The 24,066-nt window shown below is 53.3% G+C and carries 22 protein-coding genes and 2 tRNA genes; 17 read left to right on the forward strand and 7 right to left on the reverse strand.

Features of this window, described 5'->3' with window-relative positions; translation table 11 throughout:
- Positions 1 to 21 precede the first annotated feature (21 nt).
- On the reverse strand, positions 22 to 768 hold the full coding sequence (locus SGBXF1_RS09620) for an SDR family oxidoreductase (RefSeq protein WP_186428270.1): 747 nt from the start codon (positions 766 to 768) through the stop codon (positions 22 to 24).
- A 99-nt stretch (positions 769 to 867) separates the two neighbouring features.
- Between SGBXF1_RS09620 and SGBXF1_RS09625 the strand changes: the two genes are divergently transcribed.
- On the forward strand, positions 868 to 1,245 hold the full coding sequence (locus SGBXF1_RS09625) for a winged helix-turn-helix transcriptional regulator (protein WP_073963454.1): 378 nt from the start codon (positions 868 to 870) through the stop codon (positions 1,243 to 1,245).
- Here the strand turns inward: SGBXF1_RS09625 and SGBXF1_RS09630 are convergent.
- Positions 1,242 to 2,147, reverse strand: coding sequence for a transporter substrate-binding domain-containing protein (locus SGBXF1_RS09630; protein ID WP_037423829.1), 906 nt, complete (start codon positions 2,145 to 2,147; stop codon positions 1,242 to 1,244). The two genes, SGBXF1_RS09625 and SGBXF1_RS09630, sit on opposite strands and share 4 nt — an antisense overlap.
- Before the next feature lie 253 nt (positions 2,148 to 2,400).
- Here SGBXF1_RS09630 and hinT point away from each other — a divergent pair, with 253 nt between their 5' ends.
- From hinT to SGBXF1_RS09675, 9 genes are all read left to right on the forward strand, one after another.
- On the forward strand, positions 2,401 to 2,751 hold the full coding sequence (gene hinT / locus SGBXF1_RS09635; RefSeq protein WP_037423826.1) for a purine nucleoside phosphoramidase: 351 nt from the start codon (positions 2,401 to 2,403) through the stop codon (positions 2,749 to 2,751).
- Between the two features lie 12 nt (positions 2,752 to 2,763).
- Complete coding sequence (locus tag SGBXF1_RS09640; protein WP_186428271.1) at positions 2,764 to 3,150, forward strand: YcfL family putative periplasmic lipoprotein; 387 nt, start codon at positions 2,764 to 2,766, stop codon at positions 3,148 to 3,150.
- Between the two features lie 27 nt (positions 3,151 to 3,177).
- Complete coding sequence (lpoB, locus tag SGBXF1_RS09645) at positions 3,178 to 3,762, forward strand: penicillin-binding protein activator LpoB (RefSeq protein WP_037423820.1); 585 nt, start codon at positions 3,178 to 3,180, stop codon at positions 3,760 to 3,762.
- Positions 3,743 to 4,618, forward strand: coding sequence for a thiamine kinase (thiK, locus tag SGBXF1_RS09650; protein WP_186428272.1), 876 nt, complete (start codon positions 3,743 to 3,745; stop codon positions 4,616 to 4,618). The genes lpoB and thiK overlap by 20 nt, the downstream gene beginning before the upstream one ends.
- A 93-nt stretch (positions 4,619 to 4,711) precedes the next feature.
- Entirely contained in the window at positions 4,712 to 5,731 is a 1,020-nt protein-coding gene (nagZ, locus tag SGBXF1_RS09655; protein WP_061807765.1) for a beta-N-acetylhexosaminidase, read from the forward strand.
- A gap of 72 nt (positions 5,732 to 5,803) precedes the next feature.
- On the forward strand, positions 5,804 to 6,346 hold the full coding sequence (gene ycfP / locus SGBXF1_RS09660) for an alpha/beta hydrolase YcfP (protein ID WP_037423812.1): 543 nt from the start codon (positions 5,804 to 5,806) through the stop codon (positions 6,344 to 6,346).
- 332 nt (positions 6,347 to 6,678) lie between these two features.
- Positions 6,679 to 7,983: an NAD(P)/FAD-dependent oxidoreductase gene (locus SGBXF1_RS09665; protein ID WP_037423809.1), complete on the forward strand. Its 1,305-nt coding sequence runs from the start codon at positions 6,679 to 6,681 to the stop codon at positions 7,981 to 7,983.
- Between the two features lie 362 nt (positions 7,984 to 8,345).
- Positions 8,346 to 8,882, forward strand: coding sequence for a glycine zipper 2TM domain-containing protein (locus tag SGBXF1_RS09670; protein ID WP_227021811.1), 537 nt, complete (start codon positions 8,346 to 8,348; stop codon positions 8,880 to 8,882).
- A gap of 336 nt (positions 8,883 to 9,218) precedes the next feature.
- Entirely contained in the window at positions 9,219 to 9,704 is a 486-nt protein-coding gene (locus SGBXF1_RS09675) for an RrF2 family transcriptional regulator (RefSeq protein ID WP_037423804.1), read from the forward strand.
- An 83-nt stretch (positions 9,705 to 9,787) separates the two neighbouring features.
- Here SGBXF1_RS09675 and sdeB read toward each other — a convergent pair whose 3' ends face one another.
- Positions 9,788 to 12,934: a multidrug efflux RND transporter permease subunit SdeB gene (sdeB, locus tag SGBXF1_RS09680; RefSeq protein ID WP_037423801.1), complete on the reverse strand. Its 3,147-nt coding sequence runs from the start codon at positions 12,932 to 12,934 to the stop codon at positions 9,788 to 9,790.
- A gap of 23 nt (positions 12,935 to 12,957) precedes the next feature.
- The gene (locus SGBXF1_RS09685) at positions 12,958 to 14,145 is read right to left on the reverse strand and encodes an efflux RND transporter periplasmic adaptor subunit (RefSeq protein ID WP_186428273.1); all 1,188 of its coding nucleotides are present in this window, start codon (positions 14,143 to 14,145) and stop codon (positions 12,958 to 12,960) included.
- 295 nt (positions 14,146 to 14,440) lie between these two features.
- Between SGBXF1_RS09685 and SGBXF1_RS09690 the strand changes: the two genes are divergently transcribed.
- Entirely contained in the window at positions 14,441 to 14,797 is a 357-nt protein-coding gene (locus SGBXF1_RS09690; protein WP_037423795.1) for a helix-turn-helix domain-containing protein, read from the forward strand.
- Positions 14,798 to 15,112: 315 nt separating this feature from the next.
- Here SGBXF1_RS09690 and SGBXF1_RS09695 read toward each other — a convergent pair.
- A tRNA-Ser gene (locus SGBXF1_RS09695) sits at positions 15,113 to 15,202 on the reverse strand.
- Positions 15,203 to 15,583: 381 nt separating this feature from the next.
- Positions 15,584 to 15,673, reverse strand: a tRNA-Ser gene (locus tag SGBXF1_RS09700).
- Between the two features lie 412 nt (positions 15,674 to 16,085).
- Between SGBXF1_RS09700 and SGBXF1_RS09705 the strand changes: the two genes are divergently transcribed.
- The 6 genes from SGBXF1_RS09705 (at position 16,086) to SGBXF1_RS09730 (ending at position 23,050) form a co-directional block, all read left to right on the forward strand.
- Complete coding sequence (locus SGBXF1_RS09705) at positions 16,086 to 17,588, forward strand: peptide MFS transporter (protein ID WP_082797626.1); 1,503 nt, start codon at positions 16,086 to 16,088, stop codon at positions 17,586 to 17,588.
- A gap of 127 nt (positions 17,589 to 17,715) precedes the next feature.
- A complete protein-coding gene (ghrA, locus tag SGBXF1_RS09710; protein WP_037420289.1) occupies positions 17,716 to 18,657 on the forward strand; it encodes a glyoxylate/hydroxypyruvate reductase GhrA in 942 nt (313 codons plus the stop codon).
- 88 nt (positions 18,658 to 18,745) lie between these two features.
- A complete protein-coding gene (locus SGBXF1_RS09715; protein WP_037420292.1) occupies positions 18,746 to 19,483 on the forward strand; it encodes a phosphatase in 738 nt (245 codons plus the stop codon).
- A gap of 42 nt (positions 19,484 to 19,525) precedes the next feature.
- Positions 19,526 to 20,113, forward strand: a complete 588-nt coding sequence (locus SGBXF1_RS09720; protein WP_061807712.1) for a TorD/DmsD family molecular chaperone — start codon at positions 19,526 to 19,528, stop codon at positions 20,111 to 20,113.
- A 181-nt stretch (positions 20,114 to 20,294) separates the two neighbouring features.
- Positions 20,295 to 20,948: a tellurite resistance TerB family protein gene (locus tag SGBXF1_RS09725; RefSeq protein ID WP_186428274.1), complete on the forward strand. Its 654-nt coding sequence runs from the start codon at positions 20,295 to 20,297 to the stop codon at positions 20,946 to 20,948.
- A gap of 68 nt (positions 20,949 to 21,016) precedes the next feature.
- Positions 21,017 to 23,050 (forward strand): S9 family peptidase, encoded by a 2,034-nt coding sequence (locus SGBXF1_RS09730; RefSeq protein WP_186428275.1) that lies wholly within the window; start codon positions 21,017 to 21,019, stop codon positions 23,048 to 23,050.
- Positions 23,051 to 23,084: 34 nt separating this feature from the next.
- Here the strand turns inward: SGBXF1_RS09730 and exoX are convergent, their stop codons facing one another.
- Entirely contained in the window at positions 23,085 to 23,753 is a 669-nt protein-coding gene (gene exoX / locus SGBXF1_RS09735; protein WP_061807764.1) for an exodeoxyribonuclease X, read from the reverse strand.
- Positions 23,754 to 24,066: the final 313 nt, after the last annotated feature.

Here is a 24,066-nt window from a genome sequence, read left to right on the forward strand (position 1 = left end):
TTTATCTATGGTTTGATGTGACTAAAGGTTTCTTACACCACCGTCTAACAATAATTCACTGCCGACCATAAAGGCAGATTCATCGGATGCCAGAAACACCGCCGCTTTGGCCAATTCCAGCGGTGTGCCCATACGGCCAATGGGAACCAATTGGCGGATCTCGTCACGTAATAGCTGTTCATCGGCATCTTTCAAACCGAGCTTACCCAGTGCCGGAGTTTCTGTCGGTCCGGGGCTGAGACCATTGACCCGGATGCCGCGTGGATGCAGTTCACCGGACAGCGTTCTGGCCAGTGACAGCAGACCAGCTTTGCTGGCAGCATAGACATTACTTAACGGCAGGCCAATATGCGCGCTGACCGATCCGCACAAGATAATTGACGCGGGGTTAGCTAACAGCGGCAACAACGATTGGATCAGAAAAAAGGGCCCTTTAAGGTTAATGTCCATCAAGCGTTGATAGCTCTGTTCATCCCATTCTTGTAGAGGATGGTGAGTGACGTCACCTGCATTGATGTACAGCACATCGAGGCGTGGCCAATGGCTGGCCAATTGCTGCGCTAAAACACGTTGCTGCCCAATATCTCCTGCATCGCTGCGTAACAACAGTACGTTACCCAGTTCTTTCCCCGCCGCCTCTAGGCTGTTCTGATTGCGACCGGTAATCGCTACGGCGGCGCCTTCGGCGATAAACTGACGTGCAGTTTCCAAACCAATGCCGCTGGTACCACCGGTGATCAATGCGTACTTGCCTTTAAGTCGTGACATAACGTACTCCTGTTTATTGTCGGAACAGGCATTATTTGCGCTATAGTATCTTTTGCATAGTAGGCACCTTTTGGATACTAGAGGACAAGGTGGGATGAAATGACCAAAGCAGGGCTGTCGACAGCGGAAATAAATTTAGCGGCGTTGCCAGCAGCGGGGGAATCTTGCCCAATGGTAGGCTTCGTGAATCTGGTTGCGGGCAAATGGGCTATTCCAATCCTCTACCGGTTGATACTGATCGATAACCCGGTCCGTTTTAGCGAGCTGCAGCGCGCAGTTGCACCCATTGCCCAGAAAGAGTTGACGCGTCAACTGCGGCAGTTCGAACAACGCGGTTTGGTCACTCGGCAGGTGTTCCCGGAGGTTCCGCCGCGGGTTGAATATCAAATTACGCCACTGGGTAAAACGTTGCGCCCGACACTCGATTCTTTGGCCAACTGGATGCGCACCCACGCACCCCAGTTGATTGATAACTAGTCACCGATACCCGGCGGATTGATGACGGAACGTGGGACTTTCTCATCATGTTCCCCCCAGCGGTCCAAGACCTGAGCATATTCACCGCTGACGATCACACCATTGATGGCTGCGTTGATTGCTGTAACCAGACCATTATCTTTTTTAGTGGTCACTGCCACATAGGCGACGTTCGGGCCAATGCCGACCATTTTCGTCCTGCCAGTCAGTGCTGCTTTGTAGGCACCGGTTGAGTGGGGGCCGAAGAACGCATCGGCGCGTCCGGACTGAATGCTCAGGTTAGCGGCTGCGTCATCGGTGACATAAATAGGTTGTACCGGTGCCAAGCCATTAGTCTGGTTCTGCTTATCCCAACCCAGCAAGATATTTTCCTGATTGGTCCCTGAGCCGACAATAACCCGTAGCCCGGCAATGTCTGCAGGTTGGTTAATGGAACTGATTTTGCTGGTGGATTTGACGTAAAAGCCCAGCGTATCCACGCGATAGGTAGCGAAATCAAACTTGGTTTTCCGCAGCTTGGTCACAGCAATATTGAAAATTGCAGCATCATATTTACCGGAGCTGATACCGAGAGGCCAGTCCTCCCAAGACGTTGGTACCAGGTTCAGCTCTAGCCCCAGACTGTCTGCAACCAGTTGCGCTATGTCCGGGTCGCTGCCAATCAACGTTTTATTATCTTCGGCAAACAGCGCCAGTGGAGGGGAATTTTCAGATGCCACTGCTATGGTTAGCTTGCCCGGTACGGCAAAATGATAATTGGCTGGGATCAGCGCTACAGCGGCTGGGTTTTTCTCTGCACGCAAATGTTGTTGGTTGGCCTGTAGATCAATAATGCTTTTGGTTTCAGCCACAGAATGGCCGCATATCAGCAATGCGCTCAGTGCCAGAGTTTTGAATCGCATGTTGTTCTCTATCCTTTTTAATCATAGAGTTACTATTCGCGTCGACAGCTGGCAAGTAAAGCAACAATAGTGAATATCGAAAGTGAAAAAAATCAGATGATTGCCGCCGGACGGCAACGAGAGAGGGAGGATAATCCCGAAGGGTTGTCTGATTCTGCATCACTCAACGCGGAAAGTGCGCAATCAGGTTGAAAGCAGTAGAATTTGTCACTCATACTGCGTACAGCTTATTTTCCTCTACAAGGAACGCCAGATGGCCGAAGAAACGATTTTCAGTAAAATTATCCGCCGCGAAATCCCTGCTGATGTGGTCTACCAGGACGAATTGGTCACCGCTTTCCGTGATATTTCACCTCAGGCTCCGACGCATATTCTGATTGTACCCAATGTGCTGATCCCCACCATCAACGACGTCACTGTTGAACATGAAGCTGCACTTGGCCGTATGATCACTGCCGCGGCGAAAATCGCTGAACAAGAAGGCATTGCCGATGATGGCTACCGCCTGATTGTTAACTGCAATCGCCATGCGGGCCAAGAGGTCTATCATATTCATATGCATTTGGTCGGTGGCCGCTCGTTAGGGCCTTTGTTGTCTCGCTAATCGAGGAAAGTCATGCGCTATAGCAAATCCCTGCGTCTCTTGGCGCTGGCGTTGCCCGCTGTCATTTTGATGGGGTGTAGCAGCCCACGTGGCATCGCGGTGAACGAGCGGCAGACGGTAGTGATGGATTCGCCGGTGCTTACCGCAGGCATTCTGGCCGACAACCCGTCGATTTCGAATGCCTCCGGGCGCGTGATGGCTACCTCGGAGCTCAGTAACAGCCAACCTACGCCGGTAACGGTGCATTATCGCTTCTACTGGTATGACGATCAGGGGCTGGATATCCGGCCTTTTGAAGCGCAGCGTACAATCACTATTGCACCAAATTCAGACGCCACCATTTATTCACTCAATGGCAATCTCGATGCCAAACGCGTGCGTCTGTACCTATTCTTATAACCTCTTGGTTCAGTGGGAGAGAGATGAATGAAAAAGTATCTATTTGTGGCACTGGCCGCGTTGATGTTAACCGGTTGTCTGTCGCGCCCGCCGGAACCCGAACAACCTCAGCCGCCGGTGACTGTTGAACCGGTGACGCCGCCAGTCGTTGAGCCACAACCGCCAGTCACAGAACCTGTGCCTCAACCGCCGAAAATTCAGCAGCTCGACTGGCTGAGCAGTGTACAGCCACTGGTGAATCAGATGCTGAAAGCTGATGGTGTCAATCCAGGTAGCGTGTTGTTGCTGGACAGCGTAAAGAACAACACCAATGGTGCGTTACAGACCGCGAAGGCGACATCGGCTCTGCATAAAGCGTTAGCGTCGAATCAGACGTTCTCTATCGTGCCAGAAGCGCAGTTGGCAACCGCCAAACAGACCCTGGGCCTATCGGCGGATGATAGCCTGGGTTCGCGCAGCAAGGCCATTGGTCTGGCGCGTATCGTCAGTGCGCAATATGTGCTGTATAGCGACGTTAGCGGTGATGTGAAGTCTCCAACCTTGGACATGCAACTGATGTTGGTACAAACCGGTGAAATCGTCTGGTCAGGTAATGGCGCAGTCACACACTGAAGCCGCACTGCGAAAACTGATTGAAAGCGAGCTGCCGGCGGTGAAAACCGCCGGTTGTCGTTTCAGCCCGGTACAGGGGCTGACAGGCGAAAGTTGGCGTATTGAAGGTGACGGCATACAGCTTCTGGCGCGTCAACAAAGCGCAGAGAAAAGCGCGCTTGGTGTCAGTCGTCGGCGTGAGGCGCGCCTGCTTCGCCGTAGTGGAAGAAGAATCGGCCCGGAGGTTTTAGCGCAGAATAATCAGTGGATTATCCTGCAATGGCTTGATGGTGACGTTGTCACAGAGTCCGGTTTCATTCAGCTAAATGAGTGTGGAAACTTGTCAGAGTTGATGGCAAGTTTGCATCGCCAACCGCGCAGTGGCTACCCGCTAAATCTGCAGCGACAGTTTGCCCGTTATTGGCAGCAGTTGGATCGCCAGCGTCTTACGCCCGCTTGGTTACGGCTGCATCAGCGTTTCCTGCATCGCTGTCCGCCGACACCCTTGAAATTGGCACCGTTGCATATGGATATTCATCCGGGCAATCTGATAGCACAGGCCGAAGGCCTGAGATTGATTGACTGGGAGTATGCCGCTGACGGGGATATCGCGCTGGACATCGCTGCGCTGTTTCGTGGTAACGCCTGGTCGTCAGCCGACCAACAGCGTTTTTTACAGCGCTATGCGCAGATCGGTTATCTCAATGTGCAGGTGCTGAGCGCGCAGGTGCAGCGCTGGTTGCCGTGGGTAGATTATCTGATGTTGTTATGGTTTGAAGTGCGCTGGCAACAGACCGGCGATCCTGAATTTTTGCGCTGGGGTGCCGTGTTGCACCGGCGTTTTTGTTTAACATCCCATGTTCTATACCTAAAATAATTGGCGTTGTATTGAGGCGCAGCCAACAAAGATGCAGCTTCGAGTATGACAGGTATAAATGAATAATGAAGTGAGGTGGCCGTGGGCCCAGTAATGTTAGATGTCGCCAGCTATGAGCTGGATGCAGAAGAACGTGAGATCCTAAAACATCCGCTGGTGGGCGGTCTGATCCTGTTCACCCGTAATTTCCATGACGCAGAACAGTTGCGTGAATTGGTACGCCAGATCCGTGAGGCTTCCCACGATCGACTGGTGGTGGCGGTGGATCAGGAAGGTGGCCGCGTGCAGCGTTTCCGCGAAGGTTTCACCCGGTTACCGGCTGCGCAGTCGTTCGCGGCCCTGAACTCAGCCCATGAAGGTGGTCGACTGGCGCAGGAAGCCGGCTGGCTAATGGCGGCGGAAATGATCGCGCAGGATATCGACATCAGCTTTGCTCCAGTGCTTGATATTGGCCATGTTAGTGCAGCGATCGGCGAACGTTCTTTCCACAGCGATCCACAACAGGCGCTGGTGATGGCCGAACGCTTCATTTTGGGCATGCACAGCGCTGGAATGAAAACCACCGGTAAGCATTTCCCTGGTCACGGTGCAGTGAGCGCAGATTCGCATAAAGAAACGCCTCGCGATCCGCGTCCGTTGGCTGAGATCCGCGAACATGATATGGCGATCTTCCGTGAATTGATTAACCGTCAACTGTTGGACGCCGTGATGCCAGCGCACGTCATCTATACTGAAGCAGACCCACGTCCAGCCAGCGGCTCGCCTTACTGGCTAAAACAGATTTTGCGTCAGGAGTTGGGCTTCGACGGTGTTATCTTCTCGGACGATTTGTCGATGGAAGGGGCGGCGATTATGGGCAGCTATGCCGAACGTGGCCAGGCAGCATTGGATGCCGGCTGCGACATGATTCTGGTATGCAATAATCGCGCAGGGGCGGTCAGCGTGCTGGATAACCTGTCCCCGGTCAAAGCAGAGCGTGTTAAGCAGTTATATCATCGCGGTCAGTTCACTCGTCAGGAGCTGCGTGATTCTGCGCGCTGGCAGCAGGCGCATAAAGAGCTGAATGCGCTCAGCGAACGCTGGGAGGAGCACAAACAGCGTAATGCGGGGTGAACCCAGGGCGTCGTAATGCGGCGTAAATGATGAGGGCTGCGGCACGGCCCTCAGCTTGTTGCGAGGATCCACATGATTATCTATTTGCATGGTTTCGATTCCACCAGTCCCGGCAATCATGAAAAGGTGTTACAGCTACAGTTTATCGATCCGGACGTACGCTTTATTAGCTACAGCACCTTGCATCCACGCCATGACATGCAGCATTTATTGAAAGAAGTGGACAAGGCAGTTCAACAGGAAGGGGACAAGCATCCGCTAATCTGCGGTGTTGGTTTGGGCGGATTTTGGGCCGAGCGCATTGGCTTTCTGTGTGGTATCCGACAGGTGATCTTCAACCCCAACTTGTATCCTGAAGAACATATGCAAGGCAAAATCGATCGGCCGGAGGAGTATCGCGATATCGCCACCAAGTGCGTGGACGATTTCCGAGAAAAAAACCGCGATCGTTGCCTGGCGGTGCTTTCCCGTCATGATGAGGTACTCGACAGTCAGCGCAGTGCTGAATTGCTGCATAAGTACTATGAAATTGTCTGGGATGAACAGCAGACCCACAAGTTCAAAAATATCTCGCCACATTTGCAACGCATCAAAGCATTCAAGACGCTGGCGTAACAGTTTCATAACGCCTGAAGCCGCCGCAATGATTGCTTTTTACGGGCAAAAATTGCGGCATTTTTTTGCCAAAATGCCGGGTTTTGCCTCATGGGCGACAAAATTTAAAACTGTGACCCAGCGCTAACTATTTGAATCACAATCCTCAAAATTTCCCTTCGTCCAGGCTTTAACCAAAAAAGTTTGATGTACATCAATTTTGGTATGACCAAATAACCTCGCATGCTATTCTGGCTTCAGATAGCAGGTTTATTTTACGCGAACCCTATGTATTCTAAGGATATTATTTATTTACCCTTGGATAACAATTGGTTCACATTTAGGGGGTTATTTTGACAACGCCAAAGAAAAAAATCGTCATTGTGGGCGGTGGTGCTGGTGGTCTGGAACTGGCGACCAGCCTGGGCCATAAACTCGGTCGTAAGCACAAGGCAGACATCACACTGGTAGACCGTAATCACAGCCATCTGTGGAAACCTTTGCTGCATGAAGTCGCAACCGGTTCCCTTGATGACGGCGTCGATGCGCTGAGCTACCTGGCGCACGCACGTAATCATGCTTTCAGCTTCCAACTGGGTTCGCTGACCAATATTAACCGTGAGACGAAAACGATCCACCTGGCGCAAATCTGCGATGAACAGGGCGGCGAACTGGTACCTGAGCGCGAGTTGTCTTATGACATCTTGGTCATGGCGCTGGGCAGTACTTCGAACGATTTCGGCACGGCTGGCGTAAAAGATCACTGTATCTTCCTGGACAACCCTCACCAGGCGCGACGCTTCCACAACGAAATGCTTAACCTGTTCCTTAAGTTCTCGGCGCAGCCGGGGCAAAAAGAACGGGTAAACATCGCCATCGTCGGTGGTGGTGCTACCGGTGTTGAGCTGTCAGCTGAACTGCATAACGCGGTGAAGCAATTGCACAGCTATGGCTTTGAAGGCCTGGACAACAGCGCACTTAACGTGACGTTGGTTGAAGCAGGTGAACGTATTCTGCCTGCATTGCCGCCACGTATTTCTGCCGCTGCACATCAGGAATTGAACAAACTGGGCGTACGCGTACTGACCAACACTATGGTCACCAGCGCGGATGCCAAAGGTCTGAACACCAAAGGTGGCGAATTTATCGACGCTGATCTGATGGTGTGGGCTGCCGGTATCAAGGCGCCAGACTTTATGAAAGACATCGCCGGGCTGGAAACTAACCGTATTAACCAGCTGGTGGTAGAGCCAACGCTGCAGACCACGCGTGATCCGAACATTTTCGCTATCGGTGACTGCGCTTCCTGTCCGAAAGAGGGCGGCGGTTTCGTCCCGCCACGTGCACAATCGGCACATCAGATGGCATCGCGCTGCTTCACCAATATTCTGGCGCTGATGAATGGTCAGACGCTGAAGCCGTACGTGTACAAAGACCACGGTTCCTTGGTGTCTCTGTCTCGCTTCAGTACCGTTGGTAGCCTGATGGGCAACCTGATGCGTGGTTCAATGATGGTAGAAGGCCGCATAGCGCGTTTCGTCTATATCTCACTGTACCGTATGCACCAGGTCGCTTTGCACGGCTATATCAAAACCGGTCTGATGATGCTGGTCGGTGGCATTAACCGGGTGATCCGCCCGCGTTTGAAAATGCACTAACAGCTCGCGTTGTCGACTCCACCCACGCCGGTTCGCCCGCGTGGGTTTTTTTATGGCTTATCCCGGTGAAATAGGGCAGTTATGGACTGATTGTTCAGAACAATGTCTCGCCTCTATAGGTAAAAGTCTTAAGAATCCTCCTAAACACTGGGGGCAAACGTGATTTCCGGCATCTTTGGTCATATTGTCTTATTGCGAGGTTCTGGAACATTGTGCAGACTTTATCTCGTTTACAGACGGCGCGTCGCGCACGCCGTAAACCGGAATACCACGTGCCGCCAATGCGCAAAATAATAAGCGCGGTGCAATGTCGGTAAAGTCCCCGGTACAAATGCGTGGTAACACTTTCAGGAGGATTTCCTGTGAACAAGTCAATGTTAGCTGGTGTGGGTATTGGTATCGCTGCAGCTCTGGGTATTGCTGCGGTCGCCAGTCTTGATGTCTTTTCTTCTGGTCCGCAATACGCGCAGGTACTTGCTGCAACGCCGATCAAAGAAACGATCAAGACCCCGCGTCAGGAATGCCGCAATGTGACCGTGACTCACCGTGCGCCTGTACAGGATGAGAACCGTCTTGCCGGTTCTGTTCTGGGTGCAGTGGCGGGTGGGGTAATAGGCCATCAGTTCGGCGGGGGTCGTGGGCGTGATGTTGCGACGGTCGTCGGTGCTCTGGGTGGCGGCTACGCCGGTAATCAGGTACAGGGGGCGATGCAGAATAACGACACCACCACCAGTACGCAGCAGCGTTGCAGAACAGTCTACGACAAATCACAGAAAATGCTGGGTTACGATGTGACCTACAAGATCGGTACTCAGCAGGGCAAGATCCGTATGGATCATGATCCTGGTACCCAGATTCCGCTGGATAAAAGCGGCCAGCTGGTGCTGAATAAAGCCTGATCACAGTTTAAGAATTAAACCCGCGGACAGTGTTAGTTCTGATCGTTTAACGCAGTTAAGCGAGCGGCATTAATATTGACGCGGGTTTCTGCTTTTTGTCCCCGTAGTCGTTCAAACAGCAACAACGAGATTCATAGGGTTTTAATCCCTGCCATTTGCTATCAGGCCAGTTCTGACGCGATTTCCGACCTAATGTATCCGTGCGATTTATCCGGGCATACCTTCAATAGTGCAACAGTGTTTGTTATATTATTGTGCAGTTGAGTGGGTGTGATGACGTGCATCTTGCACCGACCCAGTCCAAGCATTTAGTCTCCCGGAGACAGAGATAAAAACATGTTAGATTTTCGCTTTCCGACTGCAATGCAAATGGTACTTAGCGTGGCCGTGGCTGAGAAGCTGGGCGTGCGTTCGACCAGCGCGGTGCTTGCCGCCGGTCTGGAAGCTAACCCCAGTTTTATCCGCAAGCTGATGGTGCCCTTGACCAAAAGTGGCATCATTGTCTCGACCCTAGGCCGTAATGGCTCGATTCATCTGGGCCGCCCGGCGGAACAGATCACCCTGCGGGATATCTATCTGTCTGTTATCGATGATAAACGCATCTGGGCAGCCAGACCGGAAGGGCCGGCACGTTGCCTGGTCAGTGCCAACGCCTGCTGGTATTTCAAGTCGGTGGTGAACGAGGCGGAAGAGGCATCGCTGAACGTACTGGCGCGCTACACGGTGGCGGATTCTCTGGCTGAACTGGAGCGTGGCGATAAGCGTGCCTGCGCGGCCTATGCAATGCAAGACGTAAAAGACGAAGAAACAGCGGAAAAATAGTCTGCGGTACACGCGATATAAAGAATAAAGCAAAGAAAAGCCCGGTTTAAAAACCGGGCTTTTTTGTGGCTGTGGCAGGCGTATTATTCGGCCACGTGTTGCCGCGTTTTGCGTGTCACCATACGGCGCAGAGTAACGTAGAACACCGGGGTCAGGAACAACCCAAACAGCGTGACGCCCAGCATGCCGGAAAACACCGTGATGCCGGTGACGCCACGGACTTCAGCACCGGCTCCGTGCCCCATGATCAGTGGGATAGTCCCGGCGATAAAGGCAATGGAGGTCATGACGATCGGCCGCAGTCGCAGACGACAGGCTTCAAGCGCTGCTTCCATAATACTTTTGCCTTGCAGTTCCAGCTCGCGAGCGAACTCAACGATCAAAATGGCGTTCTTACAAGCCAGCCCCATCAACACGACTAACCCCACTTGTACGAATACGTTGTTGTCACCGCCGGTCAGCCAGACGCCGAACAGTGCCGACAGCATGGTCATCGGCACGATCAGGATCACTGCCAACGGCAACGTCCAGCTTTCGTACAAGGCTGCCAGCGCCAGGAAAGCCAATAGCACGGCTACCGGGAACACAATAATCGCCGCATTGCCCTGGGTAGACTGCTGATAGCTCAGATCGGTCCATTGAATGTTCATGCCATTCGGCAACAGCTTGTTGGCCATCACGGTCAATTCACTCATGGCTTGTGAAGAAGACAATACGCGTGGATCGGCATCACCAATCAGGTCCGCCGCCGGGAAGCCGTTGTAACGGATTACCGGATCGGGGCCGTAAGTGGTACTGATGCTGACCATACTGCCAATGGGGACCATTTCACCCTTATCGTTACGGGTACGGAGGTTGGCAATATCCTCCACGCTGTCGCGGAACTGACCGTCGGCCTGCGCCATCACCTTCCAGGTACGGCCATAACGGTTGAAGTCATTGATATAAGACGAACCGAGATAGGTTTGCAGGGTGCTGAACAGGGCGTTGAGTGGGACACCTTGGGCTTTAGCCTTATCGCGGTCAATTTTCGCATCCAACTGTGGAACATTGGCCTGATAAGATGAGATTGGGAACCCCATGCCCGGTGTTTGCATGATCGCGCCTGACATCGTGTTGACTGCGGTTTGCAGCGCGCCATAGCCCAGACCTGCACGGTCCTGAATATACAGTGAGTAACCAGAACCTTGGCCGATGCCGAGGATCGGCGGTGGCATAATGGAGAACGCGAACCCTTCCTGGATCTGTGAAATCTTGGCGTTGATCTCGGCATTAATCTGCGCCGCACTGCGCGTGCGGGTGCTTAATGATTCCAGTGCAAAGAACACGGTGCCGGTGTTAGGCGTATTGGTAAATTGCAGCGCATTCAGCCCAGGGAAGGACACCGCATCCGTCACTCCGTCAACGCTTAGACCGATGGCGCTCATTTTGCGAATCACGGCATCAGTACGTTCCAGTGATGACCCCTCCGGCATTTTCACCCCGCCAATCAGATAAAGCTTATCCTGAGTCGGGATAAATCCGCCGGGCACGGTTTTAAACATTACTCCAGCGGCACACAGCAACAGCACATACACCACAAATACCGCGCCACGTTTGCCTAAAGCTCGTGAAACTCCACGTTGATACCGTTGTGAGCTGTTGGCAAAGAATCGGTTAAACGGACGGAACAGCCAACCAAACAGTCGATCAATCAGACGTGACGGCATGTCTTTAGGCGCACCGTGCGGCTTCAGCAGCAGTGCTGCCAATGCAGGTGATAAGGTCAGTGAGTTGATCGCGGATATCACGGTTGAAATAGCGATAGTGACAGCGAACTGTTTATAGAACTGACCGGTGACCCCAGACAAGAATGCCATCGGCACGAACACGGCGCACAGGACGACGGCAATCGCGATAATCGGGCCTGACACTTCACGCATTGCCTGATGCGCCGCTGCGAGCGGTGACAAGCCTTCTTCGATATTACGCTCGACGTTTTCCACCACGACGATGGCGTCATCGACCACGATGCCGATAGCCAATACCAACCCGAATAGGCTCAGTGTATTGAGCGAGAAACCCAACAGATAGAGCGCAGCGAAGGTACCGACGATAGAAATGGGTACTGCCAGCAGCGGGATGATTGATGCACGCCAGGTTTGCAGGAAGAGAATAACCACCAACACCACCAGCAACACCGCTTCGAGCAGGGTATCTATCACTGAGCTTATTGAATCACGCACGAACACAGTGGGATCGTACGGTGATTGCCAGCTCATCCCTTCAGGGAAACGGGTCGAGAGTTCGGCCATTTTGGCTCGCACTGCATTGGACAGTTCAATGGCATTAGCGCCCGGAGCCTGGAAGATACCGATCCCCACGGCATCTTTGTTATTCAACTGAGCACGTAGCGCGTAGCTGCCCGAGCCCATCTCAATGCGAGCGACGTCGCGCAGACGTACCACTTCGCCGTTGTCGCCATTCTTGAGGATAATATTGCCGAACTCTTCTTCGGTCTGCAGGCGGCCCTGTGCATTAATCGACAGCAGATAATCGCTGCGCGTCGGCATAGGTTCCGCGCCCAATTGGCCAGCGGAAACCTGCACGTTCTGCTCTTGCATCGCGGTGACAACGTCAGACGCCGTCAGCCCGCGTGAGGCGACTTTGTTTGGATCCAACCAGATGCGCATGGCGTACTCACCAGCACCAAAAATCTGCACCTGTCCAATCCCCGGTAAACGGGCAAGCTCATCTTTGACCTTCAGGGTGGCGTAGTTGCGCAGGTAGAGCGAATCGTATTTGCCTGACGGGGAGACCAGATGCACCACCAATGTCAGAGCTGGTGACTGTTTCTGAGTGGTAACCCCTTGGCGACGGACGTCTTCCGGCAAGCGCGCCTCGGCCTGCGCCACACGGTTTTGCACCTGCACCTGCGCCTGGTCCGGATCGGTTCCTGGGCGGAAGGTGACGGTAGTGACCAGCACGCCGTCAGAACCGGCTACCGACTTCATATACATCATGTTTTCGACGCCGTTGATCGCCTCTTCCAGTGGGGTTGCCACCGTTTCAGCGATCTCTTTCGGGTTAGCGCCGGGGTATTGGGCACGCACCTGCACGCTAGGCGGCACCACGTCCGGGTATTCACTGATCGGCAGCAATGGAATAGCGATAACGCCGCCGACAAAAATCAGGATCGACAGCACCGCGGCAAATATCGGCCGGTCAATGAAAAAACGGGAAAAGTCCATGGATCAGGATCCTTTGCTGGGGCTCAGTTAAGCGCGGACGCGTCGGCGTTGATCGCCACGTTTTTGGCTGCGACCGGCATACCCGGCATAAACACTTTTTGCATGCCGTCGACGATCACCCGGTCACCCGCAGAAAGGCCCTTTTGCACAATGCGCAGCCCGTCGGCTACCCGGCCCACTTCGATATCGCGTCGCTGTGCTTTACCGTCTTTATCGACGATATAAACAAATTTGCGATCCTGATCGGTCATGACGGATTTATCGTTGATCAGCATGGCATTGAACTCGGCGCTGCCAGGCATCTGTACGCGTGCGAACAGTCCTGGGGTAAAGCGGCGCTCAGCGTTTTCCAGCAGGGCACGCATGCGAATAGTGCCGGTACCGGCGTTCAACTGGTTGTCGGTAAAATCAACAGTTCCCTGATGCGGATAGCCGTCCTCGCCGACCAACCCGACTTTCACCGGCAGTTTTTCCGTGCGTCGGCCATCATTTTGGTAACGCAGAAAAGTGGCTTCATCCACGTCGAAATAGACATAGACCTTATCGAGTGACACCAGAGTGGTGAGTACGCTGGCGCTGTCGCCTGCGGTGACCAGGTTACCTGTGGTGATCATCGCACGGCTGGCACGGCCGTCGATGGGCGCGATCACACGGGTAAAGTCGAGGTTCAACTGTGCCATATCGAACTGTGCCTGTGCCGCCAATACGTTGCTTTGCGCTTGAGCGGCAGAGGCTTTGCGTTGTTCCCATACTTCAGTCGAAATCGCTTGGCTGCCGATCAGCTTTTCGGTACGGCCGGATTCGCTGCGTGCCAGTGCAGCTTGGTTACGTGCTCGCACTAGCTCGGCCTGTGCTTGTTCGCGCGCGGCGCGGTAGGTGCGATCGTCGATGGTGAATAGCACCTGGCCTTTCTTCACTTCATCGCCTTCGGTGTAATTGACTTTATCGATATAGCCGGAGACGCGTGGTCGCAGCTGTACACTTTGCACTGCCTCGATCCGGCCGTTAAAGGCATCCCATTGACTGATGGGTTTTATCACCACGTCGGCAGTGCTGACGGCGGGCGGTGGGGGGGCAGCATTGTGTGCGACGCTGTTATCACATCCGGCCAGCAGTACAGCCAACAGCGCGACGGCTGATAGATGTCCGCTGAAACCGAAACCGCGCTGACGGCTGCGTGGATGGAGCGATGTAGCAGGCTGGCTTGGCATTATTTTTATTTCCAGTAGTAAGTGCGTTCAGGCCATACACCCGGCCCTGTTATCCGGGTAACGTCCTTGGCCTGAGATCGGCGGCAGAGCAGTTGCACCCTTCATCGGTGCAACGGTTAGGTTTTGAAACACATTGTTGTCACATTAATGTATTAATATCGGGTACATTAATTGGCTGGATTATAGAAGTGCCTCTCCGTTAAATGCAATAATAAAAATTGCATTTAGTGCGAAACTGCTGCAACGTATCTACATCGGGCAGCGGATCTACCTGCCAAGTCATGGGAGCGTCAGCATGAACAGCACGGGTTTTATTACGGATTTGATTGAGTGGATTGATAACAATCTGGAAGAAAAGCTGGATATCAATACTGTGGCGGGCCGCGCCGGGTATTCCAAATGGCATTTGCAGCGAATGTTCAAACGCCAAACGGGCTATGCGCTGGGGGAATATATCCGCATGCAGAAGCTGAGGGTGTCGGCAGAGCGTTTGGCTAACAGTGGTGAGCCGATCGTCAGTGTGGCAATTTCACTCGGCTTCGACTCACAGCAATCTTTCAATCGCAGCTTTAAACGCCACTACGGTCAAACACCGGGTGACTGGCGCCGTGCCGTGATGCAGCCTTCGATGGCAGCTAGCCGCACGCACTGAGGCGGCTGGCAGGCAACAAAAAGCCTGAACTTGCGTGCAGGCTTTTTGTGAAATAGGACTGAGAGGGAAGAGGGGATTGCCACTTTCCCGGCCGATATTACAGGCATAAAAAAAGCCCGGAGGTTAATCCGGGCTCTCTCTTTAAAATATGGCGGTGAGGGAGGGCTTGATTCGCTGCGCTCACCCTGCGGGCCGCCTTTGGCGGTCCAAAACGCATGCGTTTTGTCAAACCCTGTCGAGGATTCTCGCCCCTCCTGGTCTGTGTAACATGCATAAAAAAAGCCCGGAGGTTAATCCGGGCTCTCTCTTTAAATATGGCGGTGAGGGAGGGGTTCGAACCCTCGATACACTTACGCGTATACACACTTTCCAGGCGTGCTCCTTCAGCCACTCAGACACCTCACCGTATTTTGTTGTTGCGTACTCTCTGCTGCAACGGGGCCGTACTATAGGGAGAGTGAGCGATCCGGTCAAGCAGAATTTCTACGTTCCGGTGTGTCCGCTTAACCTGTGTTCGCTTTGCTGAAAACTGCGGCGAACCTTACGGGCGGCAGGATTAGCTCCCGTACGGCGGACAACGAGAAAGCCTGAACTTGCGTTCAGGCTTTCTCGTGGAATATGGCGGTGATAGAGGGGGTGATTCGCTGCGCTCACCCTGCGGGCCGCCTTTGGCGGTCCAAAACGCACGCGTTTTGTCAAACCCTGTCGAGGGTTCTCGCCCCTCTCAGCCTGTGCAACAGGCATAAAAAAAGCCTGGAGGTTAATCCAGGCTCTCTCTTTAAAATATGGCGGTGAGAGAGGGGTTCGAACCCTCGATACACTTACGCGTATACACACTTTCCAGGCGTGCTCCTTCAGCCACTCAGACACCTCACCGTTTTACTTCATCGCTAACGCATTGCGCTGTCGACGGGCGCTAATGTAGGAGAATCTGATCCCAGCGTCAACCCTCTTGTGACATAACCATGACTGTTTAGCTAAACTTGCAGCAATTTGCTGATTTCCCGAGCGATAGGTTGGCATAAGGCACAGATTTCCAAGATGGTCACGGGACTAAATTATCGTTAAGACTGTTATTTGTACATTTCAGTGCGAGTTAGCTCAATATACCAGCAATGACATTATCTCTGGTGCAGTTATATGCATTAATACTGGATTATTAGTCATATGTGTCGCTAAATGGAGTGGTGCTGACGTGGGGTTTTGGCAAGGAATATCACACCCCCGCGCAGGTTGCCGGGCATTGTACTGGCGATAACACAGACAGGGACTGATCTATCAAATAATAATGCAGCAGAGGTTCACTTTGACTTCATCGGATTCCACAACGGCGGCGCCACAGCGTCATGCCATCCCCCCGGGTGCCGGGGCACTGTTCTTTATCCAAATCTTCGCCACACTGGGTTTTGCCGTGCTGTACTCCACGCTGGTGCTTTACGCCACCAAGCGTCTGGGTTTCAGCGAAGGTAATGCCAACGCCATGATGGGCGTATTCGGCGCGTTCAACTACGGTCTGCATATGTTCGGTGGCTACCTGGGCGGACGTTTTCTCAGTAACCGCAATTTATTCGTGCTGGGGATGGTGTTACAGGTGATCGGCTGCGCGTTGATCGCTGTTGCAGGCGTCTGGGGCCTTTACTGGGGGTTAGCGATGTTCCTGACCGGCAGCGGGCTGAACGTCACGTGCATTAATATGATGTTGACCCAGCGCTTTAAGCCGGACGACGATCGGCGCGAATCGGCCTTTTTGTGGAACTACGCCGGGATGAACCTGGGGTTCTTTGTCGGCTTTACCGTGGCCGGCTATTTCCAACTGACCGAAAATTATCGTGCTCTGTTCTTGTTTGCCACCTTGGGTAATGCGGCGGCGATCATTGTCGCCGTCAGCCGTTGGCGCATACTGGCCGATCTCAACACGCCGCTGCATGATGCCAGTCGTTCACAATACCGCTGGCGCATGCTGGTTGGATTAGCGGTGCTGGTGGCACTGGTACCGATCATCCGCGTGATGCTGACCCATGCTGAGTTCAGTGGTCATTTTGTTATTGGCCTCGGTGTGTTGATTTTCCTGATGCTGTGTGTGGTCACGTTACGTCATCATCCGCGTGATGAACGCCGTCGGATGACTGCATATCTCATTCTGGCGTTGGGTTCTCTGGTCTTCTGGGCGCTGTATCAGCTGGCTCCGATGGGGTTAATGCTGTTCTCTGAGCACAATATCAACCTGAACGTTTATGGCATTCAGGTGGCACCACAGTGGATTCAGAACATCAATACATTGGTGATTGTGGTGGGTGGCCCGTTGATGGCCTGGTGGTTTAATCGCCTGCGCGCACGCGGTTGCAAGATTGACATCCCAATGCAGTTTTCCGGTTCGCTGTTCTGTATCGGCTTGGGCATGCTGGTACTGCCGTTAGGCATCAGTCTGGCCGGTGGTGATGGGTTGGTGGCGTTTAAATGGATTGTCATCAGCTATGTGTTGCAGAGCATTGGTGAACTGATGATTTCCCCGATCGGCTACGCAATGATTGGTAAACTGGCACCGCCGCGCTATCAGGGGGTAATGATGGGGTGCTGGATGATGGTTACCGGGGTCGCATCGGTATTGGCTGGTTACGTCTCCGGTCTGATGCCTGAAAACAGTGGCAGCACTCCAGTGATGACCAATCCCGGTTACAGCGAAGTGTTCAGTGCGCTGGGTTGGGGGGCAGCAGGCGTTGGTGTGGTGATGTTAATCTTGATCCCATTGTTACGACGGCTAATACGGCACGATGCTCCTGTTGCAGCCTAATAGTATTCAGCATAAAAACAGCCCCACTGGTCGGGGCTGTTTTCATTTTGGGCTTTAACACTTGCATCTGTCAGCGAATCGCGGAAGTCTGGTTGCAAATACATAAAAACAGACAGGAGCAGCACAGATGAACATCCTTTTTTATCACCCTTTCTTTAATGACCAGGAATGGATAGCAGGTATGTCACAACGTTTGCCGCAGGCGACGGTGCGTGCCTGGCAACCGGGCGATGATCGTCCGGCAGATTACGCGTTGGTGTGGCGACCGCCGCACGAGATGTTGGCTAACCGTGGTGAGTTAAAAGGGGTGTTTGCCCTGGGGGCGGGCGTCGACGCTATTTTAGATCAAGAGCGCCAGTACCCAGGTACTCTGCCGGCAGGTGTACCGCTGGTACGCCTTGAGGATACTGGCATGGCGCAACAGATGCAGGAATATGCACTGAGCTATGTGCTGCGTTATTTCCGCCGTTTTGATGAGTATCAATTGCTGCAACAACAGCAGGAGTGGCGGCCGCTCGATCCTCATCAACAGGATAATTTCACCATTGGCATCCTCGGTGCCGGGGTGTTGGGGAAAAGCGTGGCTCAGAAGCTGACGGCGTTTGGTTTTAACGTGCGTTGCTGGAGCCGCAGCCCCAAGCAAATTGACGGCGTGCAGAGCTTTGCCGGAGCCGAACAGCGCGCCGCGTTTTTGGATGGTGTGCAATTGCTGATAAACCTATTGCCCAATACGCCGGAAACTACCGGCATCCTCAATCAGCAATTGTTTGCGCATCTGGCGCCGGGGGCTTATCTGATCAACCTGGCACGCGGTGCGCATCTGATTGAGGACGATTTGTTGCAGGCGCTGGAGCAAGGTCAACTGGCCGCCGCTACGCTGGATGTGTTCGTCAACGAGCCGCTGCCACAGACGCATCCGTTCTGGCGTCATCCGCGTGTCACCATTACCCCGCATATTGCTGCCATCACTTTGCCGGAAGTGGCAATGGATCAGATAGCGGCAAACATCCTCGCGCTTGAGGCCGGGCAAGCACCTGCCGGGTTGGTGGATGTACAACGTGGCTACTGACCTTTCGGTGATGCACCTGCTAAGCTAAATAAATAAGAAATCGCCGCCTGCCGTTGTACTCCTGGCAGGCCGCCCAGAAGGAGAAGCAATGTACCCCGTTGATTTACATATGCACACCGTCGCCAGCACCCACGCCTACAGCACGTTGCATGATTACATCGTCGAAGCCCAGCAAAAGGGCATCAAACTGTTCGCTATCACCGACCACGGCCCGGATATGGCTGATGCACCGCATTATTGGCACTTTATGAACATGCACGTGTGGCCGCGTCTGGTAGATGGCGTAGGTATTCTGCGTGGTATAGAGGCCAACATCAAAAACCTGCAGGGTGATATCGACTGCACCGGCCCGATGCTGGATAAAATCGACGTGATTATCGCCGGTTTCCACGAGCCGGTGTTTGCGCCACAGGACAAGGCCGCCAATACCGAAGCAATGATTGCCGCGATGGCGCAGGGGGATGTGCACATTATCAGCCACCCCGGTAACCCAAGATACCCGATTGATATTGCGGCGGTGGCCGCTGCGGCGGCTAAATACGAAGTGGCGCTGGAGCTGAATAACTCGTCGTTCACCCACTCGCGCAAGGGCAGCGAAGACAACTGCCGTGCGATTGCAGCAGCGGTACGTGATGCCGGCGGCTGGCTGGCGCTGGGCTCAGATTCACATATTGCTTTCTCACTTGGCGGTTTTGAACACTGTGAGCGAATTATTGCCGAAGTGGCGTTCCCGCAGGAACGTATCCTTAACGTCAGCCCACGGCGCCTGTTGGACTTTCTCGAACGACGTGGCAAGCCGGCGATTGCGGAACTGGCCGATTTGTGACATCGTCCCGGCAAATTTTTCCGTATTGTATAAGGCATTATCATGAATGAGTTTTCCGTTGTTTGCCGCGTGCTGGGTACGCTGTTTTACCGTCAGCCACAGGATCCGTTGTTGGTGCCGCTGTTCACGCTGATCAAAGAAGGCAAACTGAAACAACACTGGCCGCTGGAACAGGACGAATTGTTGGTACGTCTGCAACAAGGTTGCGATGTCAATCAACTGTCCACTGATTTCAACGCGATGTTTGTCGGCAGTGAATGCAGTGTGTCACCGTACCGTTCTGCCTATGTTGAAGGGGCATCGGAAGCTGAAGTACGTACGTTCTTGCAGCAACGTGGTATGCCACTGGGCGAAGCACCAGCTGATCATTTTGGTTCTTTGCTGCTGGCAGCCTCTTGGCTGGAGGATCAGTCACAGGAAGACGAAGCGCAGGCGCAAATCACCTTGTTTGACGAATACCTGCTGCCGTGGTGCGGCCGTTTCCTCGGCAAAGTAGAAGCTCATGCCACCACCGGTTTTTACCGTACGCTGTCGTTGTTGGCTCGCGAGTCGATCCAGGCGATGCGTGATGAACTGGCAGAATACGAACAGGAAGAAGAACAGCCGGGTGAAGAGGACGAACAGCCTTAATGCCGTGCTGGCCGGCTTACGCTTAACGGTGAAGCCGGCTTTTCCCCCTCGTAAATGCCTCGCTACACAGGTTTTCATCCCCCATACGTAAATTGACAAAAAATCCCCTAATCTGGCGGTTTACCGGCGGTCTGGCCTTCGTATGCCTGCGCGCCCTGTTTTCTCACGCAAAGGGTAGATCATGAAAAATAACTGGATGCAGCAGATCCAATCGATGATTGGGCAAAAGACCGGTTCAATTGGCGGTTCGGAAGGCATCGGCAAACTGCTGGCCCCCACCGCGCTGGGGGGGCTTGTGGGGGTCTTATTGGCGAATAAGTCTTCACGCAAACTGGTGGGGAAATTCGGCAAGAACGCGTTGATTATTGGCGGCAGCGCAGCGGTGGGGGCGGTGCTGTGGAATAAATACAAACAGCGGGTAAAAGAAACCCATCAGAGTGAACCGCAGTTCGGTCTGCAAACCACGCCAGTAGATTTACGCGCCAAACGGCTGGTGCAGGCGCTGGTGTTTGCCGCCAAGAGCGACGGCCATATTGATGCGGAAGAAAAACTCGCCATCGATCACAGCCTGGAGCAATTGCAGGTAGGTGAGGAAGCGCAAAAATGGGTGCAAGAGGCTATCGATCAACCGTTGAACCCGGATCTGATCGCCCAAAGCGTGAAAAATGAAGACGAAGCGCTAGAAGTGTATTACCTGAGCTGCATGGTAATCGACGTTGATCACTTTATGGAGCGTGGTTATCTTGACGCACTGGCGCAGTCGTTGAAGATCCCGGCGGATGTTAAGCAGGGCATTGAAAACGACGTGAATGAGAAAAAGCGCGAGCTGGCATAGCGCTGCTTGGCAAGTCGGGGGGAATCGTGTCACTCTTGCCGTAATCAAGGTAAGCGGATGATTTAGCAATGATGACACCCCCTAAGGCGGAAAAACGTCCTTATCCCATCACGACGCACGGTGACACGCGTGTTGATGACTATTATTGGCTGCGTGACGATGAGCGCGCAGACCCGCAGGTGCTGGACTATCTGCAGGCGGAAAATGCCTTTACTGACGCGGCATTGAAACCACAGCAGGCGTTGCGCGAAACGTTGTATGAGGAGATGGTTGCGCGTATTCCTCAGCAGGAACATTCGGTACCTTATGTTCGGCACGGTTACCGCTATCAGACGCGTTTCGAACCAGGCAATGAATATGCGATTTACGTCCGCCAGCCCGAGGCAGAGAACGCACATTGGGATACACTGATCGACGGTAATCAGCGTGCTGAGCAGCGTGAGTTTTATACTTTGGGTGGGTTGGAAGTCAGTCCAGATAACCAACAACTGGCGGTTGCAGAAGATTTTCTCTCTCGTCGCCAGTACGACATTCGTTTCAAAAACCTCAGCAACGATACCTGGGCTGACGAAGTGCTGGAAAACACGTCCGGTAGCTTTGAATGGGCAAACGACTCGTCCACCGTGTACTACGTTCGTAAACATGCCAAAACCTTGTTGCCTTACCAGGTGTATCGTCATGTGGTAGGCACGGATCCACAGCTGGATGAGCTCATCTACGAAGAACTGGATGATACTTTCTACGTCGGGCTGGAAAAAACCACCTCCGAACGTTTTATTTTGATCCACCTCAGCAGCACCACCACCTCAGAAATCCTGCTGCTGGACGCCGATCGCGCCGACAGCACGCCGCAGATGTTTGTGCCGCGCCGTAAGGATCATGAATACGGTATCGATCATTATCACCAGCATTTCTATATCCGTTCCAACAAGGACGGCAAAAACTTCGGTTTGTATCAAAGCGAACAGGCAGACGAAGCGCAGTGGCAGACATTGATTGCCCCACGCGTTGAAGTGATGCTGGAAGGTTTTAGCCTGTTCCGTGATTGGCTGGTGGTGGAAGAGCGTAGCGAAGGCCTGACCCAACTGCGTCAAATCCACTGGCAGAGCGGTGAAGAAAAACGTATTGCCTTCGATGATCCGACCTACACGACCTGGTTGGCATACAATCCTGAGCCGGAAACCGAGTTGTTGCGTTATGGCTACTCTTCGATGACCACACCGACCACACTGTATGAGCTCAATCTCGACAGCGGTGAGCGGGTGATGCTTAAACAGCAGGAAGTGAAAAATTTCACCCCGGAAAATTACCGCAGTGAGCGGGTGTGGGTGAAGGCGCGTGACGGTGTCGACGTGCCGGTTTCACTGGTTTATCGCTCTGATAGCTTTGTACGTGGTAGCAACCCACTGATGGTGTATGGCTACGGCTCATACGGCAGCAGTATGGACCCAGCCTTCAGCGCCAGCCGCTTAAGTCTGTTGGATCGCGGCTTTGTCTTTGTTCTGGCCCATATTCGCGGTGGCGGGGAACTGGGGCAATTGTGGTATGAAGATGGCAAGCTGTTCAAAAAGCAAAATACCTTTAACGATTTTATCGACGTGACAGAAACGTTGATCTCCCAAGGGTACGGTGACGCTAAACGGGTGTTCGCCATGGGCGGCAGCGCGGGTGGGTTGCTGATGGGGGCGGTGATTAATCAGGCACCACAGTTGTTTAATGGCATTGTGGCGCAGGTGCCATTTGTCGACGTGGTTACCACGATGCTGGACGAGTCTATTCCGCTGACTACCGGAGAATACGACGAATGGGGCAACCCGAACGATCCGGCGTATTACGACTATATCAAGCAATACAGCCCGTACGATCAAGTTAAGGCACAGGAATACCCGCATATGCTGGTCACCACTGGGCTGCATGATTCTCAGGTACAGTATTGGGAGCCGGCCAAATGGGTTGCCAAGCTGCGCGATCTGAAGACAGACGATCGCCAGTTGTTACTGTATACCGATATGGATTCCGGCCACGGCGGCAAGTCTGGGCGTTTTAAAGCCTATGAGGACATTGCGCTGGAATATGCCTTTATTCTGGCGTTGGCGGAGTAACTTTTGGGCGGGCAGCGAGTGCTGCCCGTTTTTTTCAGCCGATCAGATAATATTTCAGCGTGTACTTCATGTCTGGGCTGAGATCATCTATGGACTTCAACATCCAGCGCAAATAGCCGGGATCTTCCTGCGCGACGCGATCAATTTCCTGCCCACGATACTTACCGAACTTAAACTTCTTCAGCAGCACTGGCTGAGCAGTGATTTGCGCCATTTGTTCCGGCGTCCAACCTGAATCCCTGATGATGCGTTGTAACAGCGCAGCGGTCACGTAACAGTCGTATAGCGCCCGGTGTGGGTAAAGCGTGGTGTCCTGCGGCAGTTGAACATCGAGATTCAGCGCATAGCGTAGATATTGGTTGCCGTATTTGATGTCCGGGTACAGGTTGCGCGCAAGCTTCATGGTGCATATCCATGCGCCGCGCATTTCTGGCAGCACGCCGCGATCGAATGCCGCATTGTGCGCGACATAATAGGGGCTGCCCAAATAACGCCCGATCGCCACAGCGATACGTGGTTTCCCGTCAACCATTTGCTCGGTGATATGGTGAATTGCCATTGCGTCAATGCTAATTGGCCGATCGGGGCTGACCAGGTCGCTCATTGGGTTAGCGATTTGCCCGTCGATCAGGTCAACAGAGGCCACCTCTACTACGCCGCCTTCCAGCCCGCAGGTTTCAGTGTCTATTACACGTAAATTCATGGTTTCCTCAGAGTGACTGTAGAGGTTTAGCTTAACTGGCAGGCGCGGCGATGCCAACCGCTGAAAGGAGGCAATTTCAGGCAATAAAAAACCCGCCTTGGCGGGTTTAACTACGGTTCGAAGTTCGCTTACTCGCCGGAAGTCTGGCCTTTCTTAGCGCGTTTGTCTGCGCGTTTCTCTGCGGGGGTTTTCAACGGCTTCTTCTTCGCATTTTTTTTGCTATCCATTCCCTTACTCATGATGGCCTCTCAGTTACCTATGGTTGGGTGGGTTGCTCAACCATTAACCCCTTTACGCCTGCCGGATGCAAGCA

This window comes from Serratia grimesii, from assembly GCF_900186025.1.
GTDB classification, from domain to species: Bacteria; Pseudomonadota; Gammaproteobacteria; order Enterobacterales; family Enterobacteriaceae; genus Serratia; species Serratia grimesii.

Coding starts and splice junctions, on each gene's coding strand:
- exoX (WP_061807764.1), bottom strand. CDS start 23,753: ATGAATTTACGTGTAATAGACACTGAAACCTGCGGGCTGGAAGGCGGC.
- nagZ (WP_061807765.1), top strand. CDS start 4,712: ATGTTAGATGTCGCCAGCTATGAGCTGGATGCAGAAGAACGTGAGATC.
- ghrA (WP_037420289.1), top strand. CDS start 17,716: ATGAACATCCTTTTTTATCACCCTTTCTTTAATGACCAGGAATGGATA.
- SGBXF1_RS09705 (WP_082797626.1), top strand. CDS start 16,086: ATGCAGCAGAGGTTCACTTTGACTTCATCGGATTCCACAACGGCGGCG.
- thiK (WP_186428272.1), top strand. CDS start 3,743: ATGGCGCAGTCACACACTGAAGCCGCACTGCGAAAACTGATTGAAAGC.
- SGBXF1_RS09725 (WP_186428274.1), top strand. CDS start 20,295: ATGAAAAATAACTGGATGCAGCAGATCCAATCGATGATTGGGCAAAAG.
- SGBXF1_RS09685 (WP_186428273.1), bottom strand. CDS start 14,145: ATGCCAAGCCAGCCTGCTACATCGCTCCATCCACGCAGCCGTCAGCGC.
- SGBXF1_RS09715 (WP_037420292.1), top strand. CDS start 18,746: ATGTACCCCGTTGATTTACATATGCACACCGTCGCCAGCACCCACGCC.
- hinT (WP_037423826.1), top strand. CDS start 2,401: ATGGCCGAAGAAACGATTTTCAGTAAAATTATCCGCCGCGAAATCCCT.
- SGBXF1_RS09675 (WP_037423804.1), top strand. CDS start 9,219: ATGTTAGATTTTCGCTTTCCGACTGCAATGCAAATGGTACTTAGCGTG.
- lpoB (WP_037423820.1), top strand. CDS start 3,178: ATGAAAAAGTATCTATTTGTGGCACTGGCCGCGTTGATGTTAACCGGT.
- sdeB (WP_037423801.1), bottom strand. CDS start 12,934: ATGGACTTTTCCCGTTTTTTCATTGACCGGCCGATATTTGCCGCGGTG.
- SGBXF1_RS09630 (WP_037423829.1), bottom strand. CDS start 2,147: ATGCGATTCAAAACTCTGGCACTGAGCGCATTGCTGATATGCGGCCAT.
- SGBXF1_RS09620 (WP_186428270.1), bottom strand. CDS start 768: ATGTCACGACTTAAAGGCAAGTACGCATTGATCACCGGTGGTACCAGC.
- ycfP (WP_037423812.1), top strand. CDS start 5,804: ATGATTATCTATTTGCATGGTTTCGATTCCACCAGTCCCGGCAATCAT.
- SGBXF1_RS09625 (WP_073963454.1), top strand. CDS start 868: ATGACCAAAGCAGGGCTGTCGACAGCGGAAATAAATTTAGCGGCGTTG.
- SGBXF1_RS09730 (WP_186428275.1), top strand. CDS start 21,017: ATGATGACACCCCCTAAGGCGGAAAAACGTCCTTATCCCATCACGACG.
- SGBXF1_RS09640 (WP_186428271.1), top strand. CDS start 2,764: ATGCGCTATAGCAAATCCCTGCGTCTCTTGGCGCTGGCGTTGCCCGCT.
- SGBXF1_RS09690 (WP_037423795.1), top strand. CDS start 14,441: ATGAACAGCACGGGTTTTATTACGGATTTGATTGAGTGGATTGATAAC.
- SGBXF1_RS09720 (WP_061807712.1), top strand. CDS start 19,526: ATGAATGAGTTTTCCGTTGTTTGCCGCGTGCTGGGTACGCTGTTTTAC.